We start from the raw sequence: 26,205 nt of genomic DNA, 5'->3' as shown, positions 1-26,205 counted from the left end.
CTATGCGCACTAGTGCGGTAGAGGTGAACATGCGATGCTCGCAGGGTATTTCATGCTTGCGCACTAGTCTGCGTACGGCGTACATTCGCATCATGCCGAACAACGAGATACTCATCTGCGGTGCAGGCATCGCAGGACCCGCACTCGCGTACTGGCTACGCAGCGGAGGCTTCACGGTCACGATCGTGGAGCGCGCGCCGGCACCCCGGCCGGGCGGGCAGACCGTGGATCTGCGCGGCGCCGGCCGCACCGTGATCGAACGGATGGGTCTGATGGACCGGGCCAGGGCGGAGACCGTGGACCAGCGCGGCCTCGCCCTCGTCGACACCGACGGCCGGACCACCGCCCGACTGCCCGCCGACAGCTTCGGCGGCGAGGGGATCGTCTCCGAGGTCGAGATCCTCCGCGGCGACCTCGCCCGGCTGCTGTACGAGGCGAGCCTGCCGGACACGGAGTACCTCTTCGACGACACCGTCACCGGGATCGACCAGCACGCGGACGGGGTCACCGTCACCTTCGAGAAGGCCGCACCCCGCCGGTTCGCGCTCGTCGTCGGCGCGGACGGGCCGCACTCCGTGGTCCGCGGGCTGGCCTTCGGGCCGGAGCGGGACTTCGTCCGCCCGATCGGCCTCTACACGAGCTGGTTCACCGCCTTCGACGGCCTGGACCTCGACGGCTGGTTCGTGATGCACAACGCGCCCGGCGGCCTGGTCGTCTCCGCCCGGCCCGGCCGCCTCCCCGGCGAGATCAAGGCCGGCTTCAGCTTCCGCTCGCCACCGCTCTCCTACGACCGCCGCGACATCGCCGCCCAACAGGAGCTCCTGGCCCGGCGCTTCGCCCACGTCGGCTGGGAAACCCCGCGCCTGCTGCGGGCGATGAGCGCCGCCCCGGACTTCTTCCTCGACTCCATGGGACAGGTCCGCCTCGACAGCTGGTCGCGCGGCCGCGTGGCGCTGCTCGGCGACGCCGGATACTGCGCGACCCCGCTGACCGGCCTCGGGACCAGCCTCGCCCTGGTCGGCGCCTACGTCCTGGCCGGTGAACTCGCCGCCGCCGAGGGCGACCACGACGTCGCCTTCCGCCGCTACGACACGGTGATGCGCCCGTACGTGAGCCAGGCCCAGCAGCTTCCGCCCGGCGGGGCCGCGGGGTATGCGCCGTCGGGCCGGCTCGGGATCCGGCTGCGCGACCTGTCCATGCGGTCGATGACCCGCTGGCCGATGCGGAACCTGTTCGCTGCGCAGTTCGCCAAGGCCGGGAACATCGCACTGCCGGAGTACGCCCTCGCGAGCGCCGGGGCGCAGGAATGACCGGGCGGCACGGCGCCGCGGAGCACACCGCTGTCGGCGGGCTCCGCAGCGCCTCAGGTCGTCAGCGGTCCTGGGAGAGCTCGTACAGTTCGCGGAACCGGCCGCCGTCCAGGGACACGAGCTGGTCGAACGGGCCTTGCTCCACGATCCGGCCGCCGTCCAGGACGACGATGCGGTCGGCGAGGCGGCAGTTCTCCATCCGGTGAGTGACGATCACCGTGATCCGGTCCTCCTTCATGTCCCGCAGGCCGGAGAAGACCATGTGCTCCCCGCGGGGATCCATGGCGCTCGTCGGTTCGTCCATGACCAGCAGACCCGGCTTGCGGTGGAAGGCGCGGCCGCACGCCAGTCGCTGCCACTGGCCGCCGGAGGGCTCGTGTCCGCCCCAGACCGAGCGGGCCAGCAGCGTGTCCAGGCCGTCGGGGAACTCCTCCACCGTCGTCCGCATGCCGACGGCGTCCAGTGCCTCCCACACCGCCTCCTCGCCCCGGGGATCCGGCTGGCCGAGGGTGATGTTCTCCCGCGCGGAGAAGGGCCAGTACCCGTACGACTGGGTGACGAGGCCGACGTGCGCCCAGGCGGAGCGCTGGTCCGCGTCGGAGGTGGGGACGCCGTCCCAGGACACGGTGCCGGACGTCGGGGCCGTCAGTGAGGTCAGCAGCCGGATCAGAGTGGACTTCCCGGCGCCGTTCTCCCCGATGACGGCGACCACCTCACCCCGGGCCAGGGTCAGCGAGACCGGGCCGAGGGCGGGGGTGTCCTTGCCCGGGTAGGTGTAGGAGGCCTCCTCGAGCCGGATCTTCTCCGGGGCGCTCTCCATCACCTGAGGGCCGCGCGGGCCGGACTTCTCGGCGGCCTCCTCGACGAAGGCGGTGTAGTCGCCGAGGTAGAGCGCGTGCTGGAACATGGCCGCCCCGTAGACGACGAGCTGCGACAGGGCTGCGGTCGAGGTGCGCATGGCGACGATGGCCGTGCCCGCGGCCGCGAGGGCCATGTACCCGCCGACGACGAGCCCGGCCAGCGCCCCGTACGTCGCCACGACGAAGACTCCGGAGGCGGTGGCCGCGATCAGGTAGACGACGAGGTAACGGGGCGCGGAGCTGACCATCTTGGAGTCGATGCGCGCACAGACGGCCGCGTACCAGTGGTGGGCGTAGGGCCGCATGCTGTTGCCGCGCAGCTCGTCGGCAAGCTTCGGGGTGGTCAGGTGCCAGCGCATCATGTGTTTGATGTTGCGGGAGGCGACCGTCTGGTTGTGGAGGCGGTAGTCGAGGCGGGCGGCGTAAACGGAGCCGAGGCCCCGGGGAACCACCGACAGCAGGAGCAGCGGCAGGAGGACGGGGTGGACCACGGCGAGGACGGACGCGACCGCGATCATGTCGATCACCCCGCCGGTGAAGCCGAGGGCGTCCTGGAGGAGCATGGCGGAGCGGGCGGAACCGGTCTCGGCGGCCTCCGAGCGTTCGGTGAAGTCGGGGGCGTCGTAGGCGGCGAGTTCCACGTCCATGTGGGCGTCGACCATCGCGAGGTCGGCGAGGGTGGCCATGCCCGGGTTGAGGCGGCGGGCGGCGCTGCCGGCGGCGATGGAGGCCAGGGCGCCGAGGGCGGTCATCGCGGCGGCGACGACCAGGGGCCATGAGGCGGCCGACACGCGTTCCCGGACGCCGTCTCCGGCCAGGAGCGGCACCATGGCCTGGGAGACCGCGGTGAGCGCCGCCGCCGTGCAGATCCCGCCGAGGATCTGGGCGGTGACCAGTACGTGGAAGGCGGCTCGGTTGACGGCGAGGGCGAGCCACGCGGTCTGCCGGAGGGCGGACGGGACGCGCCGGGCCATGTGGCCGAGCGACAGCGCCTCCATGGTCTCGTTGTGCTGGCCCCAGGTGTACTTGAACTCCGGAGGGGCGGGTGGAGCGGGCGGGACTGCGGACTTCGCTTTCTCGGCCTGCTGGTCGGACATGCTGCTTCTCCTTCAACCGGGTTGCTGTGGAGGCCAGTTCGGCTGCACCCGCGCATGGCGAGGAAGCCCGGGTCCGCAGTGGGCGGAGGGGCTGTCGCGGGGTCGCTGCAACTGGGGGAGTGAGTACAGCGCAGGCCGGCGGCCGGAGCAGCGGGATCTGGCCGACCTCGCGGCGGCGGCCCCCTTGGCGTGGCCGCTGATCGTGTCCGGGTGCCGCCGGGCTCCCGGACCGCGGGGGAGGGCAGGTTGGCTGGAACCGGTCGGTGCAGGGGTCGGGTCATCGGAAATCGCTTGCGGCCTCCGACGGCTCCACGGTTCCCGCGCGCTCTACGGGCCGCCTCAACGGTCGTCGAGGAAGCCGGTGTTGATCAACAAGGCACGCGTGCGCCATCGTTGACCTCGTCAGGCCGCCGGTCCCGGCTGTGAGCGCGCACCTCGCTCTCGGATCCCTGTTCGGGTCGGTTTCGCTCAGCCCCGGTCTGTCGGCGGAGGCCGAGACGCTCCTGGCCCGCGGCTGGATCACCCGGGACGCCGACGGCCGGCTGTGGATCACCGGGACCGGCGACGCGGCCCGCGCGGACCTCAAGACCCACGCGCTCGCCTGGCGAGCCCGGATCCACGAGGGCATCGAGGATGCCGACCACATCACGACGCTCAACGTGCTGCGACGCATGATGCACAACGTGGGCGGCGAACCGGCCTGAACACGGCCGCAGGGCGCAAGCCCTCGGTGTACGACGCGTGACCGTACGTAGAGGGCGGCCGGCAGTCGTTCCGGACGCGCGGACGGCTGGGCGGCGGGGCGGCGGGCGGCGCGGGAGCGCCCGCCGTTTCCGCCCCGTCCCCGTTCGCCCCAGGGGCACCGGGCGGGGGACCGGAGTGGCGGCCAGGCGTCCGGGCAAGGCAGGCTGTACTCATGAGAGCGCCCTTGCGCTCGCCCCCGGGACCGGGAGCCGGCGGCCACCACCAGGTCCTTTTCACGATCGCCGAGTGCGTGCCCTTCGCGATCGCCCTGCTGGTGCTCCTCATCGAGCTCACGCCCCTGCACGTCGTGTACACCGGCCCCATGCTGGTCGCGACACCCGCCCTGGCCGCGGTGACCATGGGTCCCAAGGGCACCCTCGCGGCGGCGGCGGTGGCCGTCGGCGTCAGCGTGATCACCGCCACCCACAACCATGCCTGGGGCGGCCAGCAGGTCTACACGAACTTCCTCGCCCTGTCCCTGGTCACGGCGGCGAGCGTCATGACGAGCGGCGCCGCGCGCACGCGCCGCGAGACCGAGCTCAACCAGGTCCGCCGGATCGCCGTGGCGGCCCAGGAGGCCCTGCTGCGGCCGGTACCGGACCGGCTGGGCCCCGTACGGGCGGCCAGCATGTACCTGGCGGCCGAGGAGGGCGCGCAGATCGGCGGCGACCTGTACGACGTGGTCCAGACCCGGTTCGGGGTCCGGATGATCGTCGGGGACGTCCGGGGCAAGGGGCTGCCCGCCGTACGCGCCGCCGCGGTCGTGCTGGGCGCGTTCCGGGAGTCCGTGCACTACGAGGACGACCTGGTGGAGGTCGTCAACCACTGCGGAGCGGCCCTGCGGCGTGACGCCGCCGTCGCGGGAGCGAGCGATCACGCGGTCGAAGGTGGCGACGCCGTCCTGGAGGGATTCGTCACCGCGATCGTGGCCCAGATCCCGGACGGCCCGCACGTCGAGGTGATCAACCGGGGCCACCCGCCGCCGCTGCTCCTGACCAACGGCACCGTCCGGCCCTTGATGCCCACCGTCCCCCTGCCGCCGCTCGGCCTCGAGGAATTCATCAGCGGACCTCCCGGACGGACGGACAGCTATGCGTTCGCACCGGGGGACCGGCTGCTGCTGTGCACCGACGGAGTCCTGGAGGCCCGCGACCCGGACAACACCTTCTTCGACCTTCCCGAGGCCATGGTGATCATGCGCGACCACCCGCGTCCGGAGTTCCTCGAAGGCCTGCACCAGGCGCTGCTCCGCCACACGCAGAGCCGCCTTGCGGACGACGTGGCGGTCATCCTCGTCGACCGTCGCGAAGACGAGGGCCGACGGCCGGCCAGCGGCCCGAAGGACCCGGCGTAGGGTCCGCGCGGCCACTCGGACCCGACCGCCCCGCCCCTGCCCGTGTCGCCGCCCTGGCGGCAAATTCGGGTGCGCCGCTGATCAGTGCCGCACTATGGTCGGCGTATGAACGTCACCGGCTCCAGCACCACCGCGACCGCGCGAGCGACCAGCTCGCCGGTTGCCGCCGCCTGACCTTCTTCCCTCCCCGGCGACCGGACAACGGTCCGCCGGCAGTGCCGTGGCTCCCCGCCCCGGCCCGACGATCGAACGGTCCGTTCTCCGGTGCCTTCCCCGCTGTGACGCGAAGGACGCACCCCATGCACACCGAACACCTCGTCAAGACGTTCGTCGAGTACTTCGAAGAACGCGACCACCGTCGCATCGTCGGCTCGGCGCTGCTCCCGCCACCCGGCGACCCCGTGCTCTTCACCACCTCCGGCATGCACCCGCTCACCCCCTACCTGGAGGGCCGCCCCCATCCGCTGGGAAAGCGGCTGGTCAACGTGCAGCGCTGTCTGCGCACCACGGACCTGGAGGAGGTCGGCGACGCCACTCACCTGACGGTCTTCGAGATGCTCGGCACCTGGTCGCTGGGCGACTACGAAGGCCCCCTCAGCCTCGACTGGGGATACGGGCTGCTCACCGAGGGCCTGGGCGTCGATCCCGGGCTGCTGCACGCCACCGTCTTCGCCGGCGACGGCCAGACCGGCCCGGACACCGCCTCGCTCCGGCTGTGGCAGGACCGCGGAGTCCCCGTCGAGCTCACCGTGGAGGACAACTGGTGGTCCAACGGACCCGTCGGACCGTGCGGTCCCGACTCGGAGATCTTCCTGTGGAGCGGCGACTGCCCACCCGAGTCGACGCCGACCCGCGACGACCGCTGGGTGGAGGTGTGGAACCACGTCACGATGAGCCACCGCCGGCTCGACGACGGCTCCCTCGTGCCCCTTCCCCAGCGCAACGTCGACACCGGACTGGGCCTGGAGCGGCTGGCCTCACTGCTCCAGGGCAAGTCGTCCGTGTTCGAGTGCGACGTCTTCGACCCCTGGCGCCGCCTCGTGCCGGACCTCTGGCCCCTGGACCTGCCGTCGCTGCGGCTGGTCTGCGACCACCTGCGCTCGGCCATCGTCGTACTCGGCGACGGCGTGCGCCCGGCCAACACGGGACGGGGCTACGTACTGCGACGCCTCCTGCGACGGGTGCTCACCGTGCTGTGGCGGGACGACTCCTCGCGCAGCGTCGGCGACCTGCCGGACGAAGTGGTCCGGCACACCCTGGACCACTTCCGGCTGGACATGGGCCCGGGAGACGTGCTCCGGATACTGCGGGAGGAGGAACGCCGGTTCCGCCGGCTCCTGGAGCGCGGCCGGAACGTGCTCGCCCGGCCCCGGTTCCAGGGTCCGCTGAGCGGGGAGGACTTCCACTACCTCCACGACACCCATGGCCTGCCGCGGGAGCTGGTCACGAGCCTGAGGCAGGAGTGAGGCAGAGCAACCGAGCCGGCCGAGCACGCCTTGTGCCCGGTGTCCGGTCACAGGCTCGCGAGGAGGTCATCGAGGGGAGCCGGGACCTCGTCGAGGTCCAGGGCCTCGACGAGGAGGTGCCCGTAACGGATCTTGCGGCCCTTCTTCGTCCCGAGGAAGCGCCGCAACTGCTGCTGCCGGGACCGGCCGTGCTGTGCGGGCTGGCGTACGAAGGTCTGCCACGCGCGGAGGTCGCCCTCCGCCTCGACGACCTCCTCGACCCTCGGCGTGCCCAGGGCGCGGATGAGCTCGTCCTCCAGGTCCGCCACGCATACGAAGATGCCCCGGCGCGGCGCCCGTGCCCTGGTCAGGCCGCGGTCGAAGAAGCCCTGCTCGCCCGCGTCGCACAGGCCTGCCAGGCGCAGGCCGAGGCCCGGTGGCCCGAGCAGGTCGGCGTAGCGGGCGACGCTCATCGCCCCGCCCATCTGTACGACGCACACCCCCTCGGCGGCGAGGTCGCGGCCACGCCGCGCGGCCAGGGTCTCGACGGCCGCGAGGTCGCTCGGCCCTTCCAGCAGCACCGCGGTCCGCACCCCCAGGCGTACGGCCAGATCACTCGCCGGCCCGCCGGAGCCGCCCCCCGCCCAGCCGCTGACCTCGTCCCGGAACGTGCGCATGTCCACCATGAAGCGAGTCTCCTACCTCGGCCGACGGCACGGTACGCAATATTCGTCCTGGAGAACGCAGAGGCCCGGACCCGCGCACAGGCCCGCGGTGGGGACTCGGATCTCGGCTGCGGGGTACCGGCCGATCGCGCGAAACGATGGAATGGCCGCATGAGTGCACCCGAGACCGACGAAGAGCCTCCCGAGCACGGGCGTTACGCCCGCTACCTGCAGGTCTTGGACAGCGTCCCCGAGAACGTGCCGGAGGCGGACGAGGCCGACCTGGTGGCCGAGATCCTCCGTGACGACTGCGTGTCGATGGCCGAGTCTGCGGTGAACCACCACGTGGAGCGCCGGGCGGCTCACTTGCTCACCGACTCCGGATTCCCCTCCTGGGCCCGGATGATGGCCACGGTCATCGGGGACCGGCCCTTCCTGACCCGCCGCCTGCGCGAGTGGACCCTCCTGCGAACGATCGCCCTCGACGAGCCGTGGACGGCCGAGGAGCTCACCGGCGCATCCGACTGGTTCCAGCGCACCGCATCAGCCGCGCAGATCGTCACCTCGCCCGATGCCCTCACCCTGCTCGCCGAGTACGGACGCACCCGTCGCGTCCGCAATGCGGCGAGCCGCCGGGTCAAGGGACCGAGGCAGCGTCCGAGCTGACGTGATCCCGGAGTCCGGCGGAGGGAGGGAGGGAGGGAGGTCACAGGCTTGGACCCTTATGGACCTCTTGCTCCGTATGTCACTCTGGCCGCTGAATCGGGTCCCACCTGCCGCACGGCCCGGTCGACCGACCGACACGGAAAACGCCCATGTCCTTGCCGTTCCCGTCCCGTGCCGTGCCCGCCGTACTCGCCGGAGCCGTGGCCGCCCTGCTGGCGGCGTGCGCCCCCTCGGCTGCCGCCGGTGCCGCGGCCCGGCCGCAGACCACCTCCTCGGGATCCGCCTCGGCCCCGGCCGCCGCATCCGCGACGTACACGCCCGCCGCTGCACCGTCCCCCGCTGCCTCTGCCGCTTCCACGCCGGGGTCCGCGGCCGCCTCGTACGCCGGCGTCCGTACCCAGGCCTCGGTCCTGTCCATACCTTCTGTGGGCATCTCCGGACTGCGCGTGATGCCGTACGAAGGCACCACCGACGACGTACCGGGCACCCGCATCCAGGACCTCGGCCACGCCGCCAGCCCGTACGGGAAGCTGGGCGGGGTCGGGCCCGGCCAGGTGGGCAATTTCCTGATCACCGCTCACCGCCTTTCGGCAGGCGGCCCGCTGCACGACCTGCCCTCCGTGGACAAGGGCGACACGGTCCTCGTGACCGTCGGCGAGGTGGAGTACACCTACGAGATCGTCGCGACCCGCAAGACGTCCTTCCGGTCGGAGCGCTCGCTCGGCGAACAGCGCGCGGCCGTCCCCGGGGCGCCCGGGACGGCCCCCACCCAGGCCATGATCACGATCTCGACCTGTGCCACGCCGGAGGACCACGCCGAGGGCAACTTCTGGAGCGACGCCCAGGGCAACCCCGAGCACCGCATCGACAAGATAGGCGTGCTGCGCAAGACCTCCGCGGCGCGCTGACGCCCCCGGGCCGCTGACGCACCCGGCCCGGAGGCGGGACCGAGCCATGCCGGAGCGGGTGCAAGATCTCGTACCGACGGGTAATTCCAGCCAAATCTTGGTATCGCGATGGCATGCTCCTGACAGTTCAAGGTGGCTGTGGGACTCTCCGGGCACGCACTCCGCACCCTCTGAGAGGCCCAGCGCCTCGCCCACCCCCACCAGTACGTGGCATGGAGGAGCGAATCATGAGGCACATCACGCCCATCAGGCACAGCACCTGCATCGCACGCATCGCCGGGATCGCGACGCTGGTCGTCGCGGCAGCCTTCACCGGTACCGGAACCGCCCTCGCGCACGGCACCGGGGCCGCGGCCGCCGACCAGAAGGTCGACGGCGTGATCGTGGTCGCCGGCAACAGCTGCAGCTGGACCAACGCGAGCACGAGCGCCGCTGCCCCGGCCGCTCTCACCGTCGACCGCACCACGATCAACACGCCGGGAGGCAATCTTGCCTGCGGCGGCGGCATCGCCGCCACCCTCAACAACAACCCCGCCTTCACCTTCGACGACGCCGCCGGGACGGCGCGGACCGATCTGATCGACATCACCGGCAGGCAGAGCTTCATCTCCTGCCGCTACAAGGCGACGAACATCGTGTGGGACCGCGACGGGGCGAGCCGGAAGTACGTCAACCGGGCCTTCACCGCCGCCAAGACCTCGGGCAGCTTCCTGTGTCCGGGATCGGTCACCACCCCGGTCGGGGACGCGTCCATGCTCTTCCGCTGAGCCGGCCGATGGTCAGGGCGGCTACTCACGAGGATCTGAGTAGCCGCCCCGATGTCCGGCAGATGCCCCGCGGCTACGGTCGGGCCATGAGCTTCGGTCAGCCCGTAACCAGCACGGTCCCGCCCCGCTCGAGTGCGCGCCGCCTCCTCCGGACGGCGCTCGTGCTCGGCGGCGCCGGACTCCTCACGGCCGTGTCCTGGGCGGGGTACCGCTTGTGGAACGGCGCACCGTACCCGGAGATCGACCCGAACGTGGTCGTCACCCGACTCAGTGAGGAGGTCGAGCGCGTACACGACGACCTGGCTCTGAGCTGGCCGGCCGCCGAGAGGCCGGACCGAGCGGAAACGGGTGCCTGCTACTACCGCGGGCTGCGGTCCTTCGCCCACATCGACGAGTCGCGCCGGGACGTGCACAGCTTCGGTCTCGACACCCGCACCACCGGCGTTCCGCGGGCCGTCGCCCGCACCGGTGAGGAACGCGTCCGCAGCCGACTGTCACAGCAGGGCTGGAAGCTCATCAGCGAGAACATCTCAGACATGGGGTTCCGTTTCGAGAACCCGGACACCGGCGACATGGTCGACGTCGACTGGTACGAGCCCACGGGGACGCTCGCCGTCAGCGTTTTCGCGCCGTGCGGGAAGGTCCCCGAGGGCTTCGCCGGGTAAGCGCCGCCTTCAAGTGCCACCAGGTGCCCGCGACTCGACGCGTCAGCGGAACACGTCGATGTTCTCGCGCACCCAGTCGTCGTAGGTGCGCGGTGGACGGCCGGTGATGTCCTGCACGGAAGGCTGCTGGTCGAGTGTCCACTGCAGGAGCTCGGCGAATCGGGCGCCGTACTCTTCGAGGGCGTACAGCGTCACGTCGATCGCACCTCCGGGCCAGCCGAGGCGCTGCCAGATCGCCCGGCTCTCGTCCGGCGTCAGATCGACCGTATCGATGTCGCGACCGAGAGCGGCGGCGATGCCGCGTATCCGTGAACGGGTGCTCAGCGGCGGGCCCACCGCCTCGATGACCGTCCCGGTGTAGTCGTCGCCGATCAGGGCGGCGGCCGCCACGGCGGCGAGGTCCTCCTCATGGATGAAGGGGTAGTGGCCCCGGTCGAGGAAGGCCTCCCTGACCACCCCTTCGGCGCGTACGGTGTCAGGCCAGTCCGACCCCGTCGCCGGGTAGGTCCCCTCGATGGCGGCACCCATCACAGCCGACGGCCGGATGTGCGTCCAGGCGATGCCCGAGTGCTCGACCGCCTTCTCGATGGCCAGCCAGAACCAGGTCTCGGGCGGATTAGCCTCCTCGTACTCCGGCCCGTGGGACGACAGCAGGACGATCCTCCTGGCGGCGGCTTCCCGCGCCAGGACCAGGACGTCGTGGACCGTGGAGGGATCGGCGCCGGCGAGGAAGAGGGCTTCGACACCGTCGAAGGCCCGGCTGCAATCCAGCGGCCGGGCGATGGAGCCTTCGACGACTTCGACCGCGTCGGGCCAGCCGCCGCACTGGCCCGGCTCGGCCATCACCCGCACACGCCTGCCCAGGGCGAGCAGCTGCCGCGCCAGGCGCCGGCCGACGATCCCGGTCGGACTGTTGCCCTCGCCCTTGCGGGGCCTGACGACGGTCAGCAGGTAGACGCCTTCGGCCGGCGGAGTCGCCTCGTTCCGCTCGATGCCTTCCACAACAAGTCCTTTCCAGGGGGCGACCTCTGGCCTCCGACGGCGCACCGCCGACCGGATTTGTGTGCTTCATGCGCTTTGTCAAGCCCCGAAAGGTCGCGTCATGACGTGGCCGGGGCGAGGGGGCTTACTCAGGAGACGGACGTACGCGTCGTGCGTGGTCCTTGTCGGTGTCGTCGCCCCTTTGCCTACGACAGCGACAGTCCAGGTTTCACCTCCGGGATATGGAGGCGTTGACGGCTCGGAAGGAGTGAGCGCATGCGAGTCACCATTGTTCACCCGCTGCCCTGTGTCGGGGGGCGAGTCTCGTGAGTTCCCTGCCTCCTTCCTCCGAACGTCCCACCGGCCCTCCGCCCGGCCCTTTGTCGGGCCGGGGCGAGCAGGCGCCTCCGCCGCCACCTCCGCCGCCATCAGGGCCTCCGCCTCCGGCGGGGGATTCGCCGTCGGGGCCGCCGTCGGGCCCTCTGCCCACGTCTTCCGCCGGATCCTCGCTTTCGCCGGCGGGCGGCGGTGGGCGGGCTCGCAGGTGGCGATCGCGCAGGGCCGTGCTGAGTGCCGGTACGGCGGTGGCCGTGGTGTCGGCGGTGGTCATCAGCTTCTCCGTGCTGGGAGGGAACACCGCGGTGGGCGGTGAGGTCTTCCTCCAGGCCGCTCCGGAGGCCGGCCCCGATCCGTTCACTCCCTCGACGGCCACACAGGCCGAGAGCGTCGCCCAGGTCACGCCCATGACCGCCGCCGGGAAGGCGAAGGACGGTACGAACGCCACGAACGCCACGAGCGCTGCGCGCACGCTGGAGGTCGATGGCGGGTATCCGGGGCTGTACGGAGGCACGCGGAACGTCGTGAGCTGTGACGTGGAGAAGCAGATCCGGTTCCTCACGCAACACCCGGACAAGGGCAGGGCGTTCGCTGATTTGTCGGGTATCCGACAGCCCGAGATCCCCTCGTACCTGAGGTCGCTGACGCCCGTCCGGCTGGGCTGGGACACCCGGGTCACGAACCACGGGTACCGGAACAACGCGCCCACCAGCTATCAGGCGGTCCTGCAGGCCGGCACGCCGGTTCTGGTCGACGGCCGCGGCGTGCCCAAGGTGCGCTGTGCCTGCGGCAACCCCTTGGGACCGCCGGTCGCGGTCAGGGGCAGGCAGACGTACAGCGGCGAGAAGTGGTCCGCGTTCCGGTCTTCCGGCCTCGTTGCGGTCAGGCCCGCTGCGAAGCCGGTGAAGACCGTCACGGTCTTCGACCCGGGCCGCAAGGGATGGTACGAGCGCCCGAGCGGAGCAGCGCAGGGCGAGCACGACCGTGAGGTCCCGCCCCCGCAGGGCCAGACACCCGGCTCGACCTACCCGGTCCTGCCGGCGGCCCACCCGGGATCAGTCCAGACACCCCCGGACAAGGGCACGGACACCGGCACGGGCAACATCCCCGGGAACGCCCCCGGCAACGTGCCGGGCCAGAACCCGGGAACCGCCCCGGGCAACGTCCCGGGCCAGGCACCGGGCAACGTCCCGGGCCAGGCCCCGGGCAAGGCACCGCTCCAGGACCCGGGCCGGAACCCGGGCCAGAACCCGGGGAGGGAGCCGGGCCTGGCCCCGGGCGCGCACTCGGGTAAGGATGCGGGCCAAGAGCCGGGCCAGGTGCCGGCTCAGGAGTCCGGACAGGTCCCGGGGAAGGAACCAGGCCAGGCCCCGGGTAAGGACACGGGGAAAGTCCCGGCCCCAGAGCCCGGCAAGGCCCCCGGCCAGGGTGTCGTCAAGGAGCGAGACCAGGACCCGGACAAGGCCCCCGGGAAGGTGACCGGCAAGGACTCCGGGAACGCGCCAGGTCAGGTCTCCGGCGAGGAGCCTGGCGAGGCCCCGGAGAAGGAGCCGGGCCAGGCTCCGGTAGAGGAATCCAGCCAGGATCCGGGGAAGGCGCCGGGTCAGGAGTCGGTCAAGGGCCCGGGCAAGGAATCAGGGAAGGCGCCGGGAAAGGAGCCGGCTCAGGACCCGGACAAGGATCCGGGAAAGGAGCCGGACAAGGGCTCGGGAAAGGAGCCAGGCAAGGGCACGGACGAACAGCCGGGTGACGAGTCCGGGCAGGAACCGGAGAAGGAGCGGGGTCAGGACCCCGGCACGGACAAGGACAAGGACAAGGCGCCGGACAAGGCGCCGGGTAAGGAGCCGGACAAGAGCCCGAGCCAGGACGCGGGGAAGGAGCCGGGCCAGAACCCGGGTGACGAGTCCGGCAAGCAGCAGCCCGGTCAGGACTCAGGCAAGGAGAAGGGCCAGGACTCGGGGAAGGTGCCGGGACGCGACCCGGACAAGGCCCCCGGGAAGGTGCCGGGCAAGGAGTCCGGCCAGGGTCCGGGCAAGGCCCCGGAGAAAGATGCCGGCAGTGCCCCCGGAAACACGCCTGGGAAGGAGTCGGGCAAGCACTCGGATCAGGATTCCGGGAAGGAGCCGGGTCAGGAGTCCGGCAACGGTCCGGGGAAGGCGCCGGGCCAGGAGTCGGGCAAGCCCCCCGCCCAGGAGTCCGGGGGTGTGCCGGGCCAGGACGCGGACAAGGTCCCTGGAAAGGTGCCGGGTCAGGATCCGGGTAAGGCCCCGGACAACGGCGGTGGCAACGACCCGGGCAAGCACTCTGGTCAGGAACCCGGGAAGGCGTCGGGCCAGGAATCCGGTACCGGCACGGGCAACGGCCCGGGGAAGGGGCCGGGCCCGGAAACGGGTCAGGGGCAGGAGTCGGGCCCGGGCACGGGGCAGCCGCCCGGTCAGGATCCCGGGAGCGATCAGGGGAGCCAGCAGGGCGGGGATTCTGGTAGTGGGCAGGGGGCGGGGGAGTAGTCCGGGTGATCTGGTGGTCCAGGGCCCGGGCGATGCTGCTCCGGTTGAGCCACCGCGGGCGATGCCTGCGGTGGCTGCGTACGTGGGGGTCGCGCTGTCGCATCGTCGTCGGCTCAGCCCTCGTGAGGTTCAACCCCCGCCGGCGGCCGGCGACGGCACGGGCCAGGCGAGGACTCCGCGGACGTTCGTCCTCGCACCGGCCCCCCCGTGATCCGTACGGCGCTATGCGGTGGCGTAGGGCCGATCGCCGTGAGGGTTGGAGCGCGTCGCGTCCGTACAAGGGGCAGGGCTCAGAGGACGCCACGTCTTCGCGATCTTGTAGGTGTGCAGGGCAAGGACGTGCGGCAGGCGGTTCAGCTCAGGTGAGGAGTTTCGCGAGCAGGGCCATCTCGGTGGACGGGTCGATCACCGGCTGGATGAGGAGTTCGTCGACGCCGGCCTGTTCCAGGGTGGTGATGCGGGCGAGGATGTCGTCGCGGGTGCCGACCAGGGCCAGGGTGTTCATCAGCGAGGGCAGGACCAGGTCCCGGTCCTGCGGTGCGATGCGTCCGAGGTAGTTGGGGTAGAGCTTGGTGTGCCGGTCCGGCGCGGTGGCGGTGGTGCCACGCCGGTCGAGGAGCCGCCGCACCGCCTCGCTTTCCTCGGGGCCGAGTTGCTCGGCGAAGGCGGGTGTGTCGGCGGCCGTGTCGGCGGCGAAGGCCAGCAGCGACAGGACGAGGTGGCCTGTCGCGTCACGGGCCGCGACGCCGTGGGGGTCCTCGTTCTCGTCGAGCAGGTGGAGCGAGGTGACCACGTAGGAGTCCGCCCGGGAGCCGTGGTCGCGGGATGCGTCCTGGGCGGCGTGGCGGCGGGTGTCGTGCAGCGCGTGCCAGGCGGTGGGGTCCAGCAGGCCGAAGGAGATCAGGCCCGTGCCGCGGCGGCCGGCGACGGCGGCTGCCTTCGGTCCGAGCAGCGCGGCCACGACGAACTCGATCGGGTCGGCGGTGTTCACGTGCGCCCCGGCGTGCAGGAACCGGATGTCGCGGACCCGGTCACCTTCGCGGTACTCGGTCGAACGTCCGGCGCAAAGGTCCTGCAGCGCGACGGTGAAGTTCTCCAGCCTGGACGCCGTGGTCGGCCGCATGCCCAAGGTGCGCCGGGCGGTGTTTCCGGTGCCGACTCCGCAGGTGATCCGGCCCGGTGCCAGGGCGTTGAGGCTGGCGAGCCCGCTCGCGGTGGCCGGGGCCGAGCGCAGCGCCGGTGAGGTCACGCCGATGCCGAGCCTGATGCGGCTGGTGGCCTTCGCACACAGGCTCAAGGCGACGAAGGGGTCGCCGTGGACCATGGGGGTGTCGTTGACCCAGAAGCTGTGCAAGCCCAACTCCTCGGCCCGCACGGCGAGGTCCTCCACACCGGGCTGCGCGGCGACAACGACGCCTGCACGCATCAAAGCCTCCAAGGTGCGAGATCGAACCTGCTCAGCATGGCAGGTCCCGGCGCGGGGCGGGTGGCCGTGCCTGACGCAACGAAACCCCTTTGATGCAGATGACCTTCCCCGGGGGAAGGCACGGGTCGATCAGCGCAGCGATTCCTTCGGGGGGCGCTCGCGCATGGCTCCGTACGCGATGAAGTAGGCCGGGACCCGGTTCAGCCACCGGGAGTCGGTGACGAGCTCCGCCAGCCGCTTGGCCCGTCGGGGGTCGCCGAACGCGGTGCGGCCGGCCAGCAGCGGACCGATGACCTGGGTGTGGGCCAGGCTCTGGAGGCCTTGGGTCGCCACGGTGGTGGGCCAGCGGCGGCGTTGGACGCGGCGCACGTCGCGCAGCCCCACGGTGCCCTCGCGCAGTGGCCGTACGAGGTAGCGGGCCGCGGCCACCGCGTCCTGCACGGCGAGGTTGATGCCGATGCCGCCGACGGGCGACATCGCGTGGGCGGCGTCGCCGATGCACAGCAGCCCGGGGCGGTGCCAGCGGCGCAGGCGGTCGAGCCGTACGTCGAGCAGTTTCACCTCGTCCCAGGAAGTGACGGCGTGGCTCCGGTCGGCCAGCCACGGGACGGCGGACGTGAAGCGGTCCATGAAGCGCTCCAAGCCCTCGGCGCGGCGCTCGGCGTCGGTTCCCTTGGGGATGAGCGCGGCGCACTGCCAGTAGTCGCCGCGGTCGATGAGTGCGGTGAAGAACCGGTCGCCCAGGCCGCCCACGAGCCCGCTGGGGTCGTCCTCGTGGCGCGGCAGGCGGAACCACCAGGCGTCCATGGGGCACGGGAAGTCCTCCAGGCCGAGTTCGCGCAGGTCCCTGGCCAGTGAGCCACGGCCGTCGCAGGCCACGGTCAGGGTGGCCCGGAGTTCGCCGGTGCTGCCGTCCGCGGTGCGGTAGCGCACGCCCGTGATGCGTCCGCGCTCGATGAGGAACGACGTCGCCTCGGTGTTCATGCGCAGGCGGAAGGAGGGTTCCCGGGCCGCTTCGTCGGCGAGGAGGTCGAGCAGGTCCCACTGGGGCACCATCGCGATGTAGTTGTACTTTCCGTGCAGCGCCCCGATGTTCCCGATGGTGACCAGGGCCCGGTCCGGCCCCAGGGGCAGCTGCACCGTGGTTACGCGGCGCTGCGGCAGCAGGGCGAACCGTTCGGCGAGGCCGATGTCGTCGAGCAGTGCAAGGGTGGAGGGGTGCACGGTGTCACCGCGGAAGTCGCGCAGGAAGTCGCCGTGTTTCTCCAGTACCGTCACCTCCACACCGGCCCGGGCCAGCAGCAGCGCCAGCACCATTCCGGCCGGCCCGCCTCCCACCACGCAGCACGTCGTGCGCTCCACGGCAACCACTCCCTTCGCGGGGATCGGGTGAGCCCCAGGGGAGGTATACCGCACGGGGGACGGCGGGGCCGGTAGCGGCGACGCCGACCTGACCTGCCTTCAGGAGGCCCTCGACCCGCGCTACTTGCGCGCCGCCGACGTCGGAGCCGGCGAGATCGCCGGCGGGTGGGGATTTTTGGACCGGCGCGGCGTCACCGGGGCGCCGGGGTCCGCGCTCCTGACCGGTCGTCCCACGGGTAGGGGCTGTGCATCGCGAGAAAGCGTATGTCGAGGTCGGACTCCAGGTAGTCCATGCGCTGCTCCCAGAAGGCCTGCATGTGGGGGAGGGCGAGGTGGGCGTCGAGATCGGCCTGGGAGCGCCAGGCTTCGTAGAAGACGAAGACGCCGGGGTCGCCCCGATCTTCGTGGAAGTGGTACTGCAGGCAGCCGGACTCCTGCCGGGTCGGCTCGACGAACGAGAGCAGGAGCTGCTTCAGCTCCTCGGCGCGTTCGGGCTTGGGGCGTGCGGTGCCGACGAGTGCGAATGGCTGGGGCATGCAGGGTTCTCCCCCCGATAGGTACTATGAATCTCGTACCTGGCGGACGTTATCGAACTCGCAGGTACGATGCAATCCATACCTGAAGGGAAGTGTCCCGCATGCCCGACGGCGAAGGCCACCCGAACGTCGAGGAGATGGAGCTCGGCGCCGTACTCTCCGCACTGGCGGATCCACTGCGCCGCCGAGTGGTGCGTGAGCTGGCGGCCGAACCCGACGGCGTGGCACGGACCTGCAGCTCCTTCGGGCTGCCGGTGTCCAAGGCGACCGTCACGCACCACTTCCGCGCGCTCCGCGAGGCCGGGCTCATCCGGCAGGTCGACCGGGGCAACAGCCGGATGGCCAGCCTGCGCCGGGCCGACATCGAGCAGCGGTTTCCCGGACTGCTGGGCATCGTGGCGGCCGAGCCGGGGGAGTGAGCCCAGGCGCGCGATCACGCGCGATCACGCACGGTCTGCCGTCTGCCGCAGTCCGTCCGCCCCCCGGCCCCGCCCCGTCCCGGCGGCGAGGTCGGCGTACGGATGTGCCTCGGTCCCGAACCCCAGACGGGTTCGGGACCGAGGCACATCCGCGGTGCGGCCAGGTCACCGCTTGAAGATGTCCTTGATCTTCTCCTTGGCCTGGCGGGCATCGCCCTTCGCCCGCTCGGTGCGGCCTTCGGCGGTCAGTCGCTCATTGCCCACCAGGCGGCCGGCCGTTTCCTTGAGCTTGCCCTTGGCCTGCTCGACCTTGGCCCGGCCCTTCTCGTCCCTCGACACAGCTGATCACTCCCTGGGGATGCGGGAAATGCCTTGCCCCCAGCGTCTGACCCCGATCGCGCCCCGCAAACGTGGGCGGCTGGACCGAGCGGGGCATCCGGTCAGGCGGGCGGGACGCCGAACGGCATGCCGGAGAGGTAGTGCGCGCCCAGGGCCTCACGATGGTCCGCGTTGCCGAGGTGCTCGTCCCGATGGAATTCCGGAGCGGCCTTGATCTGCGCCTTCGTACGGTCCACGTAGACCTTCTCCGCCGCGTGGTCGATGCCGGTCACCAGCCCGGCCGGCAGCAGGACCTCCTTGCCGAGGATCCACACGCCGGTGTCGACGACCAGATAGGCGTCGGTGACCTCGTCGGAGTGCTTGTCGACCTTGCCGATGCCGCCGTCGACCGCCTCGACCCCGTAGCCGGTGAGGTCGGCCGCCAGGTAGTCGACGCCGACGCGGTAGGCCCACACGTTCTCCGTCATGCGAAACAGCTCCTTCGTCGCAAGCGTGGTCCCTCCACCCCGTGACCCCGGGGACGCAGGAACCTCCGTCGACGGCGCGCCTGCCCGGTCACCCGAGGTTCCACTCCCGTGCGTGCGAGGCCTCCGGATCGCAGCGGGAAAAAGTGCGCTCCGGCCGTTTGAGCCGACGGGGACCGGCCATAAGCGTGGTCACGGAGTCCGTGACGGTGAGCGGCGCGGACTTCCGAGCGGACCCGAGCCGCGTGGTGGCATCCCCCCGCCATCACGCGGCCGGGGCTCGTCCGCAGCCAGTGCAGGACATGCTGCCGGACTCGCTCTCCCCGGATGCCACGAGGTCAGCCCCTGCGCACCCGTCCACAGTGAGGGCCGTCAGTCAGGATGTCGGCAGGTGGTCCCGTCCCCCCCCCGAGGGTCCCCGCGCGGCGCACGCCGGTCTTCGTCCTCCTGTGTCAGCTCCCTCCCACGGGGCAGGGGCGTGAACGTCCATGTCACCTACATCCGTTGAGGAGATATGAACAGCGCTCTTCGTGTGCTGTCCGTCCTGGGCGGCTCGATCCTGCTCACCTTCGCGGCCGGATGGGCCTTCGACCTGCTGCTGCGCCGAGTTGACGCGCGCCACCCCGAAACCCCCCTGTGGAACCTGCTGCGCCGGTGCCGTCGCGCCCTGCAGATCGTGCTGCTCGCCGCGCTGCTCAAGGGCGCCTACCGGCAGATCGCGTGGCCACCGCTGCAGGACCACGCGGCCGCCGTCGGCAGGGTCCTCTCGCTGACCCTGATCGGCGCGGGGGCGTGGCTGATGGTGGCCGTGGCCTCCGCCGTCGTCGAGTCGGGGTACGCCCGCTACGCCACCGCCACCCGCGACCCGGCCCGGCTGCGCCGGGTCCGCACCCAGGTGACCCTGATCACGCGGGTGGTCACGGTCGTGGTCGCGATCGTCGCGGTCGCCGCCATGCTCGTCACCTTCCCGAGCTTCCGCGCGCTCGGCACGTCCGTGCTCGCTTCCGCAGGGATCATCGGAATCGTGGCCGGCGTCGCCGCCCAGTCCACCCTCGGAAACCTCTTCGCCGGCTTCCAGATCGCCTTCGGCGACATGGTGCGCATCGGCGACACCGTCGTGGTCGCGGGCGAGTGGGGGGTGGTCGAGGACATCACCCTCACCTTCCTCGCCGTACGCACCTGGGACGAACGCCGCATCACCATGCCCGTCTCGTACTTCACCACCCGCCCCTTCGAGAACTGGTCACGCGGCGGCATCCAGATGACCGGCACCGTCTTCCTCCACTGCGACCACCGCGTGCCCGTGGACCTCATGCGCGACAAGGCCGAGGAGATCCTGCAGGGCTGCAAGGAGTGGGACGGCCGTGGCTGGGACCTCGCCGTCACCGAGGCGACGCCCTCCACCGTCGTGCTACGGGTCATCGTCACCGCCAAGGACCCCGACGACCTGTGGACGGTGCGCTGCGCCGTACGGGAGCAACTGGTGGCCTGGCTCGCGGAGAAGCACCCGGACGCCCTGCCCCGCGTCCTGCTGGACCCGGCACCCGGACCGGCCCGGGGAGCGGACGCCCCCGCCGGAACCGAGGGTCGCCGCACGGCTCGGCCGGAGGCGGCCGCCACCTTGCGGAAGCCCCGGTGAACGGCGACCCGACGGCCGGGCCCGTTCCCGGACGACTGCTCGCATCGCCGCCCGAAAGCCGGGCAGCCGACGGGTACGCGGCCGACCCCGACCGCGCTTCACCCCCTGAACCGGCAAACGAAGGGCACTCCTGTGGCACGCACCGTCGCCCACGTCATCGTCGACGCACTCGAGGAACTGGGCGTCCAGCACGTCTTCGGCGTCGTCGGCGACGCCTTGAACCCGCTGACCGACGCCATCCGCACCTCCGTCGGCCTGAACTGGGTCGGCTGCCGCCACGAGGAGGCCGCGGCCTTCGCCGCCTCGGCGCAGTCCCAGCTCTCCGGGACCCTCGGGGTGTGCATGGGCACGGTGGGGCCCGGCTCCGTGCACCTGCTCAACGGCCTCTACGACGCCGCCAAGAGCCGTACGCCCGTCCTCGCGATCTGCGGCCAGGTCCCCCTCGCCGAGATCGGCAGCGACTACTTCCAGGAGGTCGACAACGACCTGCTCTTCCGCGACGTTGCCGTCCACCGGGCCACCGTCACCTCCCCGGACCAGATGCCGCGCCTGCTGGAATCCGCCGTGCGCGCCGCCGTGACCCGGGGCGGCGTGGCCGTCCTCACCGTCCCCGCTGACCTGGGCGATCAGGAAGTGGGCGACGACCGGCCCCCGCGGTTCGCCCTCGACCGCGCCGTCACCCGGCCCGACGACCCGGCCCTCGCCCGGGCAGCCGAGCTGCTGAACGCCGCCTCCCGCGTGACCCTGCTCGTCGGCCAGGGTGCCCGCGAGTCCCGTACCGAGGTCCTGCGGACCGCCGAGCTGCTGGCGGCGCCCATGGTGCTCACGCTGAAGGCGAAGGAGGGCTTCGAGGACGGCAACGCCTTCCAGGTGGGCCAGACCGGCCTGATCGGCAACCCCGCCGCGGCCCACGCCCTCGACCGCGGTGACGTGCTCCTCATGCTGGGGACCGACTTCCCCTACAGGGAGTGGTACCCGAAGGACGCCAAGGTGGTCCAGGTCGACGCCCGCGAGGAGCACCTGGGACGCCGCACCCCCGTGGACGTGGGTCTGGCCGGCGACGTCGGCGCCACACTGCGGGCCCTGCTGCCCCTGCTGAACACGGCCCCGGACCGTGCCCACCTCGACGACGCCCGGAAACGCTTCGCCGACTGGCAGGAGGGGCAGCAGCGGCTGGCCGACCCCGCCCACGAGCACCGCTGGACCGGGAAGCTGCGGGCCGCCCTGGACAACCGCGAGCACGCCATCCGCCCCGAGGCGCTGGCCGCGGCGGTGGACGAGCACGCCGCCGAGGACGCCGTGTTCACCTCCGACACGGGTATGGCCACCGTTTGGCTCTCCCGCTTCGTCACCATGCGCGGCGACCGCCGCCTGATCGGCTCGTACAACCTCGGCTCGATGGCCAACGCCATGCCCCAGGCCCTCGGCGCCCAACTGTGGGCACCCGAAAGGCAGATCGTCGCGCTGTGCGGGGACGGCGGGCTGAGCATGCTGCTCGGCGACCTCATGACCATCAGGACGTACCGGCTGCCGGTGAAGCTCGTCGTCTTCGACAACCGCCGCCTGGGCATGGTCAAGCTGGAGCAGGAGCAGGCGGGTCTGCCCGAGTTCGGTACGGAACTCGACAACCCCGACTTCGCCGCGGTCGCAACGGCCCTCGGCCTGACGGGGATCCGGGTCACCGACCCGGCCGATCTCCACGAGGGCGTACGCCGGGCCTTCGAGACGCCGGGACCGGTCCTCCTCGACGTGCTCACCAATCCGGACGAAGTCGCCGTGCCCGGCAAGCCGACCGTGGCCCAGGGCTGGGGCTTCGCCGTGGCCAAGGCCAAGGAGCTGCTGCCGGGCCGTGAGGGCTGACGGCCACCGCACGTCCCGCCGTCAGGCTCTCGCGCCGGACGTGCAGAACGGGAAAGCCGGGGCATACGCGGTTTCGGAGGCGGACTTCGAGCGGAAACGCGAAGTCCGCCGCGCACGACGGACGGAAAGAGAAGGGGCCGGGGATATTCCCCCGCCGCCCTTTCGTTCACCGGAGGAGTTGTTTCGCGTGACTGAGCATGTGTGGAGTTACAAGTCGACGTCGGGCCACCTGGCCGGTACCGACCTCACCGGCTACAAGGTCGAGGCGGTCGACGGGAGCATCGGCAAGGTCGACAAGCACTCCGACGAGGTCGGTGACGCCTACCTGGTCGTGGACACCGGTATATGGATCTTCGGCAAGGAAGTACTCCTTCCGGCCAGCACCGTGATCATGGTCGACCCGGGCCGGCAGGTGATCCACGTGGACCGCACCAAGGAGCAGATCAAGGACTCCCCGGAGTTCCACCGGGAAAAGCACCTCGGTGACGCGGACTACCGTGAGCAGCTGGGCATGTACTACGGCGTCGGCGGCCCCTTCGGTGGCCCGCTCGTCTGACCTGAGACACGTACGGGGCCCGGACTCGATTCGCCGAGTCCGGGCCCCGTGTATCGCGGGCGTATCGAAAACCGCATACGCCACCGCAACGGCCCGCCGTCTTCCATGGCGGCATGAACCACAACGCATCCCCGTCGGCACCGACCCGCCGCACGCGCAGGATCGTCCTCCTCGGCCTGGCCGGACTCGCCGTGGCGAGCGCCGTGTACGTCGTGCGGCGGCCGCTCATGATGTCCGCTCCGATGTGCATGGCCGGGCGGTGGCACGGCTGCTTCGACACGTTCAACGGCGTGGTGTTCATGACGCTGGTCGCGCTGCCGTTGGCCGCGCTGGTGGCGTGGGCTCTGGCGCGCCGACGGCGTGCCGCCGGCGTCACATCGGCGTGGCGGATGTCGTTGGCCGAGGTGGGCATGGTCCACGGGACGGTGCCGTTCGTGTGGTTGACCATGATGCCGGGCGCCGGGGCCGGCATCGTCCCCGGCCGGGTGAGCCTGGTACCGCTGCGGGACCTGGTCACGATGGGGCCGCTCGGGATCGTCGGCAACCTGCTGGTCTTCGCATCGCTGGGGTTCTTCGCCCCGATGCGGTTCGCGGCGCCGGCGTCCGTGCCGCGGATCCTGGCGCTCGGGGCGGGCTGCTCGGTCCTGGTCGAAACCGCACAGTACGTCCTGCGGCTGGACCGCGTGTCCTCCGTGGACGACGTACTGGTCAACGCCGCCGGGGCCGTGCTGGCCGCGCTGGCGTCGCGCCGCTGGTGGCGCACTTCGGCGCACGCGCCGTCGGACCGGCCCCGCCCCGCGCCGGTACCGGCAGGCTGACTCGAGGCGGTGTGCACACGTCCTCCGGTACGTCTTCGGATACGCCGGCGATATGTCGCGCTGTTTAGGCTTCGGACATGCGCGTACTGATCGTGGAGGACGAGCCCTACCTGGCCGAGGCCGTCCGTGACGGGCTGCGGCTCGAGGCGATCGCCGCCGACATCGCCGGCGACGGCGACTCCGCCCTGGAACTGCTCGGCGTCAACTCCTACGACCTCGCGGTCCTCGACCGCGACATCCCCGGCCCCTCCGGGGACGAGGTCGCCCGGCGCATCGTCGCCTCCGGCAGCGGCATCCCGATCCTCATGCTCACCGCCGCCGACCGGATCGACGACAAGGCTTCCGGGTTCGCGCTCGGCGCCGACGACTACCTCACCAAACCGTTCGATCTGCGGGAGCTCGTCCTGCGGCTGCGGGCGCTCGACCGCAGACGCGCGTACGCCCGGCCCCCGGTCCGCGAGATCGCGGGCCTGCGGGTCGACCCCTTCCGCCGGGAGGTCTTCCGCGACGGACGCTACGTGGCGCTCACGCGCAAGCAGTTCGCCGTGCTGGAGGTCCTCGTCGCCGCCGAGGGCGGGGTCGTCAGCGCCGAAGAGCTGCTGGAACGGGGCTGGGACGAGAACGCGGACCCCCTCACCAACGCCGTGCGCATCACCGTCTCCGCCCTGCGCAAACGACTCGGCGAACCATGGGCCATCGCCACCGTGCCCGGCGTCGGCTACCGCATCGACACCGGCAGTCCGCATGCCTAGGCGCCCAGGGCTCAGTGCGCGGCTCAAACTCGCCCTCAGCTACGCCGGATTCCTCGCCGTCGCCGGCGCGCTCCTGCTGGCCGTGGTGTGGGTGTTCCTGCTGCGCCACGTACCCGACAACTCCCAGGGCCTGCTCGGGATCTCGCCCAACCGCTACCTCCTCGTGCACACCTTCGCCCCCGCCGCGGCCGTGGCGATGGCCTTCCTGCTCGTGTTCGGCCTCGTCGGGGGATGGCTCCTCGCCGGCCGGATGCTCGCCCCCCTCACCCGGATCACGGACGCCGCACACAGGGCCGGAAAGGGGTCGTTGTCCCACCGCATCCGCATGGCGGGCCGCCAGGACGAGTTCCGTGAACTCTCCGACGTGTTCGACTCGATGCTCGAACAACTCGAGTCCCACGTCGCCGAGCAGCAGCGGTTCGCCGCGAACGCCTCCCACGAACTGCGCACCCCGCTGGCGATCTCGCGGACGCTCCTCGACGTCGCCCGCAAGGACCCCACGCGGGACCGGGGCGAACTCGTCGAACGCCTGCACGCCGTCAATACGCGGGCGATCGACCTCACCGAGGCGCTCCTGCTGCTCAGCCGCGGCGATCGTGGAAGCTTCCGCCCCGAGAGCGTCGACCTCTCCCTCATCGCCGAGGAAGCCGCCGAAACGCTGCTGCCCCTCGCCGAACAGCGGCGGATCACGCTCGAAGTCACCGGCGGGGCGGCCCGGACCAGCGGCTCCGCGGAGCTCCTGCTCCGGATGGTGACGAACCTCGTCCAGAACGCCGTCGTCCACAACCTTCCCGCCGGCGGCACCGTGACGGTCCACACCGAGGCGCACGGCGACACGAGCGTGCTGCGGGTCGAGAACACGGGCAGTCGGCTCCCGCCGGAACTGGTACCGACCCTCACCGAACCCTTCCAGCGCGGAACCGAACGCGTGCGCACCGACGAGCACGCCGGTGTCGGCCTCGGCCTGGCCATCGTGCACAGCATCGTCCGCGCCCACGACGGGACCCTCGACCTCGTCCCCCGCCCCGCCGGCGGTCTCCTCGTCACGGTCCGGTTTCCCGGCACGCCCCCACGGGACGGTCGCTAGGCTCCGGGTTGAGCTCCGACGGCCTGCCGGTAGGCCACGTGCCCGCCCAGCGCACCCGTGACGGCGACGGCGGCCAGGCCGCCCAGCGACCACAGCCTGCCCTTCGCCGGGTGCCCGCGGAGCCGCGCCGTCAGGGAGGCGGCGTAGCAGGCCACCGCGGCCACGTTGGTGACCGCGTGGGCCAGTCCGACCCGAGCCTGTGCGGGCGGCAGGTCAGCCCAGTCCGCCCAGCCGGCCAGCGCGGCCGGCGCGACCCCGGCCAGGCCGACGCCCGTGAGGGTCGTCGCCGCACGCTGCGTCCCCGGAACCACGTCCAGTACGGCGGCCGACAGCCAGCAGCCGATCGGCACCTGTACCAGGACGGGATGCACCGGGTGGCCCAGTGGCCTGCCACGCAACAGATCCCGCAGCCCGCCCAGGGGGATCGAGCGGATTCCCCGCTGGAGCAGCCTGATCGCCGGATCGGCCACCGTCGTCCGTTCGAGCAGACCGAGGGACCTCAGCCAGCCTGCCGATGCCGCATCGAGTGCGGAGGCCCGCCCGACTGCCGTCGAGGTACCGGGGGTGTAGGAGTTCATACCCGACGCCTACCCGGCGGCACGCCGACATCCCGCCACGGCCTCGACTGCACCCGAACGGACG

At 71.6% G+C, this 26,205-nt stretch carries 25 protein-coding genes; 16 read left to right on the top strand and 9 right to left on the bottom strand.

The annotated features are described in order from the left end of the window. Window positions 1-92: 92 nt before the first annotated feature. Complete coding sequence (locus OG472_RS03810; protein WP_405827731.1) at window positions 93-1,310, top strand: FAD-dependent monooxygenase; 1,218 nt, start codon at window positions 93-95, stop codon at window positions 1,308-1,310. A 61-nt stretch (window positions 1,311-1,371) separates the two neighbouring features. On the opposite strand, the gene OG472_RS03805 is transcribed toward OG472_RS03810, so the two are convergent. After that, window positions 1,372-3,267: an ATP-binding cassette domain-containing protein gene (locus tag OG472_RS03805; RefSeq protein WP_405827729.1), complete on the bottom strand. Its 1,896-nt coding sequence runs from the start codon at window positions 3,265-3,267 to the stop codon at window positions 1,372-1,374. A gap of 422 nt (window positions 3,268-3,689) precedes the next feature. On the opposite strand from OG472_RS03805, the gene OG472_RS03800 reads away from it, so the two are divergent. The 3 genes from OG472_RS03800 (at window position 3,690) to OG472_RS03790 (ending at window position 6,831) form a co-directional block, all read left to right on the top strand. Beyond that, complete coding sequence (locus tag OG472_RS03800; protein WP_405827727.1) at window positions 3,690-3,971, top strand: hypothetical protein; 282 nt, start codon at window positions 3,690-3,692, stop codon at window positions 3,969-3,971. Window positions 3,972-4,183: 212 nt separating this feature from the next. Beyond that, on the top strand, window positions 4,184-5,365 hold the full coding sequence (locus OG472_RS03795; RefSeq protein ID WP_401602672.1) for a PP2C family protein-serine/threonine phosphatase: 1,182 nt from the start codon (window positions 4,184-4,186) through the stop codon (window positions 5,363-5,365). A 299-nt stretch (window positions 5,366-5,664) separates the two neighbouring features. After that, window positions 5,665-6,831, top strand: a complete 1,167-nt coding sequence (locus tag OG472_RS03790) for an alanine--tRNA ligase-related protein (protein WP_405827724.1) — start codon at window positions 5,665-5,667, stop codon at window positions 6,829-6,831. A 47-nt stretch (window positions 6,832-6,878) separates the two neighbouring features. Here OG472_RS03790 and OG472_RS03785 read toward each other — a convergent pair whose 3' ends face one another. After that, entirely contained in the window at window positions 6,879-7,496 is a 618-nt protein-coding gene (locus OG472_RS03785) for a TOPRIM nucleotidyl transferase/hydrolase domain-containing protein (protein WP_405827722.1), read from the bottom strand. Window positions 7,497-7,646: 150 nt separating this feature from the next. Here OG472_RS03785 and OG472_RS03780 point away from each other — a divergent pair, with 150 nt between their 5' ends. From OG472_RS03780 to OG472_RS03765, 4 genes are all read left to right on the top strand, one after another. Continuing rightward, window positions 7,647-8,141 carry a hypothetical protein gene (locus OG472_RS03780; protein WP_401602667.1) on the top strand — a complete coding sequence of 165 codons (495 nt, stop codon included), beginning with the start codon at window positions 7,647-7,649 and terminating at the stop codon, window positions 8,139-8,141. Window positions 8,142-8,290: 149 nt separating this feature from the next. Next, entirely contained in the window at window positions 8,291-9,049 is a 759-nt protein-coding gene (locus tag OG472_RS03775) for a class E sortase (protein ID WP_401602666.1), read from the top strand. Between the two features lie 227 nt (window positions 9,050-9,276). Then, window positions 9,277-9,816, top strand: coding sequence for a hypothetical protein (locus OG472_RS03770; RefSeq protein WP_405827720.1), 540 nt, complete (start codon window positions 9,277-9,279; stop codon window positions 9,814-9,816). 86 nt (window positions 9,817-9,902) lie between these two features. Further along, window positions 9,903-10,481: a hypothetical protein gene (locus OG472_RS03765; RefSeq protein WP_401602664.1), complete on the top strand. Its 579-nt coding sequence runs from the start codon at window positions 9,903-9,905 to the stop codon at window positions 10,479-10,481. Window positions 10,482-10,523: 42 nt separating this feature from the next. Here the strand turns inward: OG472_RS03765 and OG472_RS03760 are convergent, their stop codons facing one another. Further along, the gene (locus tag OG472_RS03760) at window positions 10,524-11,483 is read right to left on the bottom strand and encodes an SDR family oxidoreductase (protein ID WP_401602663.1); all 960 of its coding nucleotides are present in this window, start codon (window positions 11,481-11,483) and stop codon (window positions 10,524-10,526) included. A gap of 542 nt (window positions 11,484-12,025) precedes the next feature. Between OG472_RS03760 and OG472_RS03755 the strand changes: the two genes are divergently transcribed. Next, the gene (locus OG472_RS03755) at window positions 12,026-14,305 is read left to right on the top strand and encodes a DUF6777 domain-containing protein (RefSeq protein WP_405940869.1); all 2,280 of its coding nucleotides are present in this window, start codon (window positions 12,026-12,028) and stop codon (window positions 14,303-14,305) included. 358 nt (window positions 14,306-14,663) lie between these two features. On the opposite strand, the gene OG472_RS03750 is transcribed toward OG472_RS03755, so the two are convergent. The 3 genes from OG472_RS03750 to OG472_RS03740 form a co-directional block, all read right to left on the bottom strand. Continuing rightward, window positions 14,664-15,731, bottom strand: a complete 1,068-nt coding sequence (locus OG472_RS03750) for an LLM class flavin-dependent oxidoreductase (RefSeq protein ID WP_405940868.1) — start codon at window positions 15,729-15,731, stop codon at window positions 14,664-14,666. A 129-nt stretch (window positions 15,732-15,860) separates the two neighbouring features. Further along, on the bottom strand, window positions 15,861-17,093 hold the full coding sequence (locus tag OG472_RS03745; RefSeq protein WP_401602657.1) for an FAD-dependent oxidoreductase: 1,233 nt from the start codon (window positions 17,091-17,093) through the stop codon (window positions 15,861-15,863). 191 nt (window positions 17,094-17,284) lie between these two features. Continuing rightward, window positions 17,285-17,629 carry a putative quinol monooxygenase gene (locus OG472_RS03740; protein WP_401602655.1) on the bottom strand — a complete coding sequence of 115 codons (345 nt, stop codon included), beginning with the start codon at window positions 17,627-17,629 and terminating at the stop codon, window positions 17,285-17,287. Between the two features lie 101 nt (window positions 17,630-17,730). On the opposite strand from OG472_RS03740, the gene OG472_RS03735 reads away from it, so the two are divergent. Beyond that, a complete protein-coding gene (locus OG472_RS03735) occupies window positions 17,731-18,048 on the top strand; it encodes an ArsR/SmtB family transcription factor (protein WP_401602653.1) in 318 nt (105 codons plus the stop codon). Between the two features lie 165 nt (window positions 18,049-18,213). Here the strand turns inward: OG472_RS03735 and OG472_RS03730 are convergent, their stop codons facing one another. Next, a complete protein-coding gene (locus tag OG472_RS03730; protein WP_401602651.1) occupies window positions 18,214-18,387 on the bottom strand; it encodes a CsbD family protein in 174 nt (57 codons plus the stop codon). A gap of 101 nt (window positions 18,388-18,488) precedes the next feature. After that, a complete protein-coding gene (locus tag OG472_RS03725) occupies window positions 18,489-18,854 on the bottom strand; it encodes a PRC-barrel domain containing protein (protein ID WP_401602649.1) in 366 nt (121 codons plus the stop codon). A 511-nt stretch (window positions 18,855-19,365) separates the two neighbouring features. Here OG472_RS03725 and OG472_RS03720 point away from each other — a divergent pair. From OG472_RS03720 to OG472_RS03695, 6 genes are all read left to right on the top strand, one after another. After that, window positions 19,366-20,490: a mechanosensitive ion channel family protein gene (locus OG472_RS03720; protein ID WP_405827710.1), complete on the top strand. Its 1,125-nt coding sequence runs from the start codon at window positions 19,366-19,368 to the stop codon at window positions 20,488-20,490. Window positions 20,491-20,622: 132 nt separating this feature from the next. After that, on the top strand, window positions 20,623-22,350 hold the full coding sequence (locus tag OG472_RS03715; protein ID WP_405940867.1) for a thiamine pyrophosphate-dependent enzyme: 1,728 nt from the start codon (window positions 20,623-20,625) through the stop codon (window positions 22,348-22,350). Window positions 22,351-22,537: 187 nt separating this feature from the next. Next, window positions 22,538-22,906 (top strand): PRC-barrel domain-containing protein, encoded by a 369-nt coding sequence (locus OG472_RS03710; protein ID WP_405827709.1) that lies wholly within the window; start codon window positions 22,538-22,540, stop codon window positions 22,904-22,906. Between the two features lie 113 nt (window positions 22,907-23,019). Beyond that, a complete protein-coding gene (locus tag OG472_RS03705) occupies window positions 23,020-23,724 on the top strand; it encodes a VanZ family protein (RefSeq protein WP_405940866.1) in 705 nt (234 codons plus the stop codon). 77 nt (window positions 23,725-23,801) lie between these two features. Next, window positions 23,802-24,476: a response regulator transcription factor gene (locus OG472_RS03700; RefSeq protein ID WP_405827706.1), complete on the top strand. Its 675-nt coding sequence runs from the start codon at window positions 23,802-23,804 to the stop codon at window positions 24,474-24,476. Beyond that, a complete protein-coding gene (locus tag OG472_RS03695; protein WP_405827704.1) occupies window positions 24,469-25,563 on the top strand; it encodes a sensor histidine kinase in 1,095 nt (364 codons plus the stop codon). The genes OG472_RS03700 and OG472_RS03695 overlap by 8 nt, the downstream gene beginning before the upstream one ends. On the opposite strand, the gene OG472_RS03690 is transcribed toward OG472_RS03695, so the two are convergent. Continuing rightward, complete coding sequence (locus tag OG472_RS03690) at window positions 25,560-26,141, bottom strand: DUF2231 domain-containing protein (protein ID WP_405827702.1); 582 nt, start codon at window positions 26,139-26,141, stop codon at window positions 25,560-25,562. The genes OG472_RS03695 and OG472_RS03690 overlap by 4 nt on opposite strands. Window positions 26,142-26,205 lie beyond the last annotated feature (64 nt).

Source organism: Streptomyces sp. NBC_00207, from assembly GCF_045160965.1.
Classification (GTDB): domain Bacteria; phylum Actinomycetota; class Actinomycetes; order Streptomycetales; family Streptomycetaceae; genus Streptomyces.
This window is presented reverse-complemented; position numbering and strand designations above follow the sequence as displayed.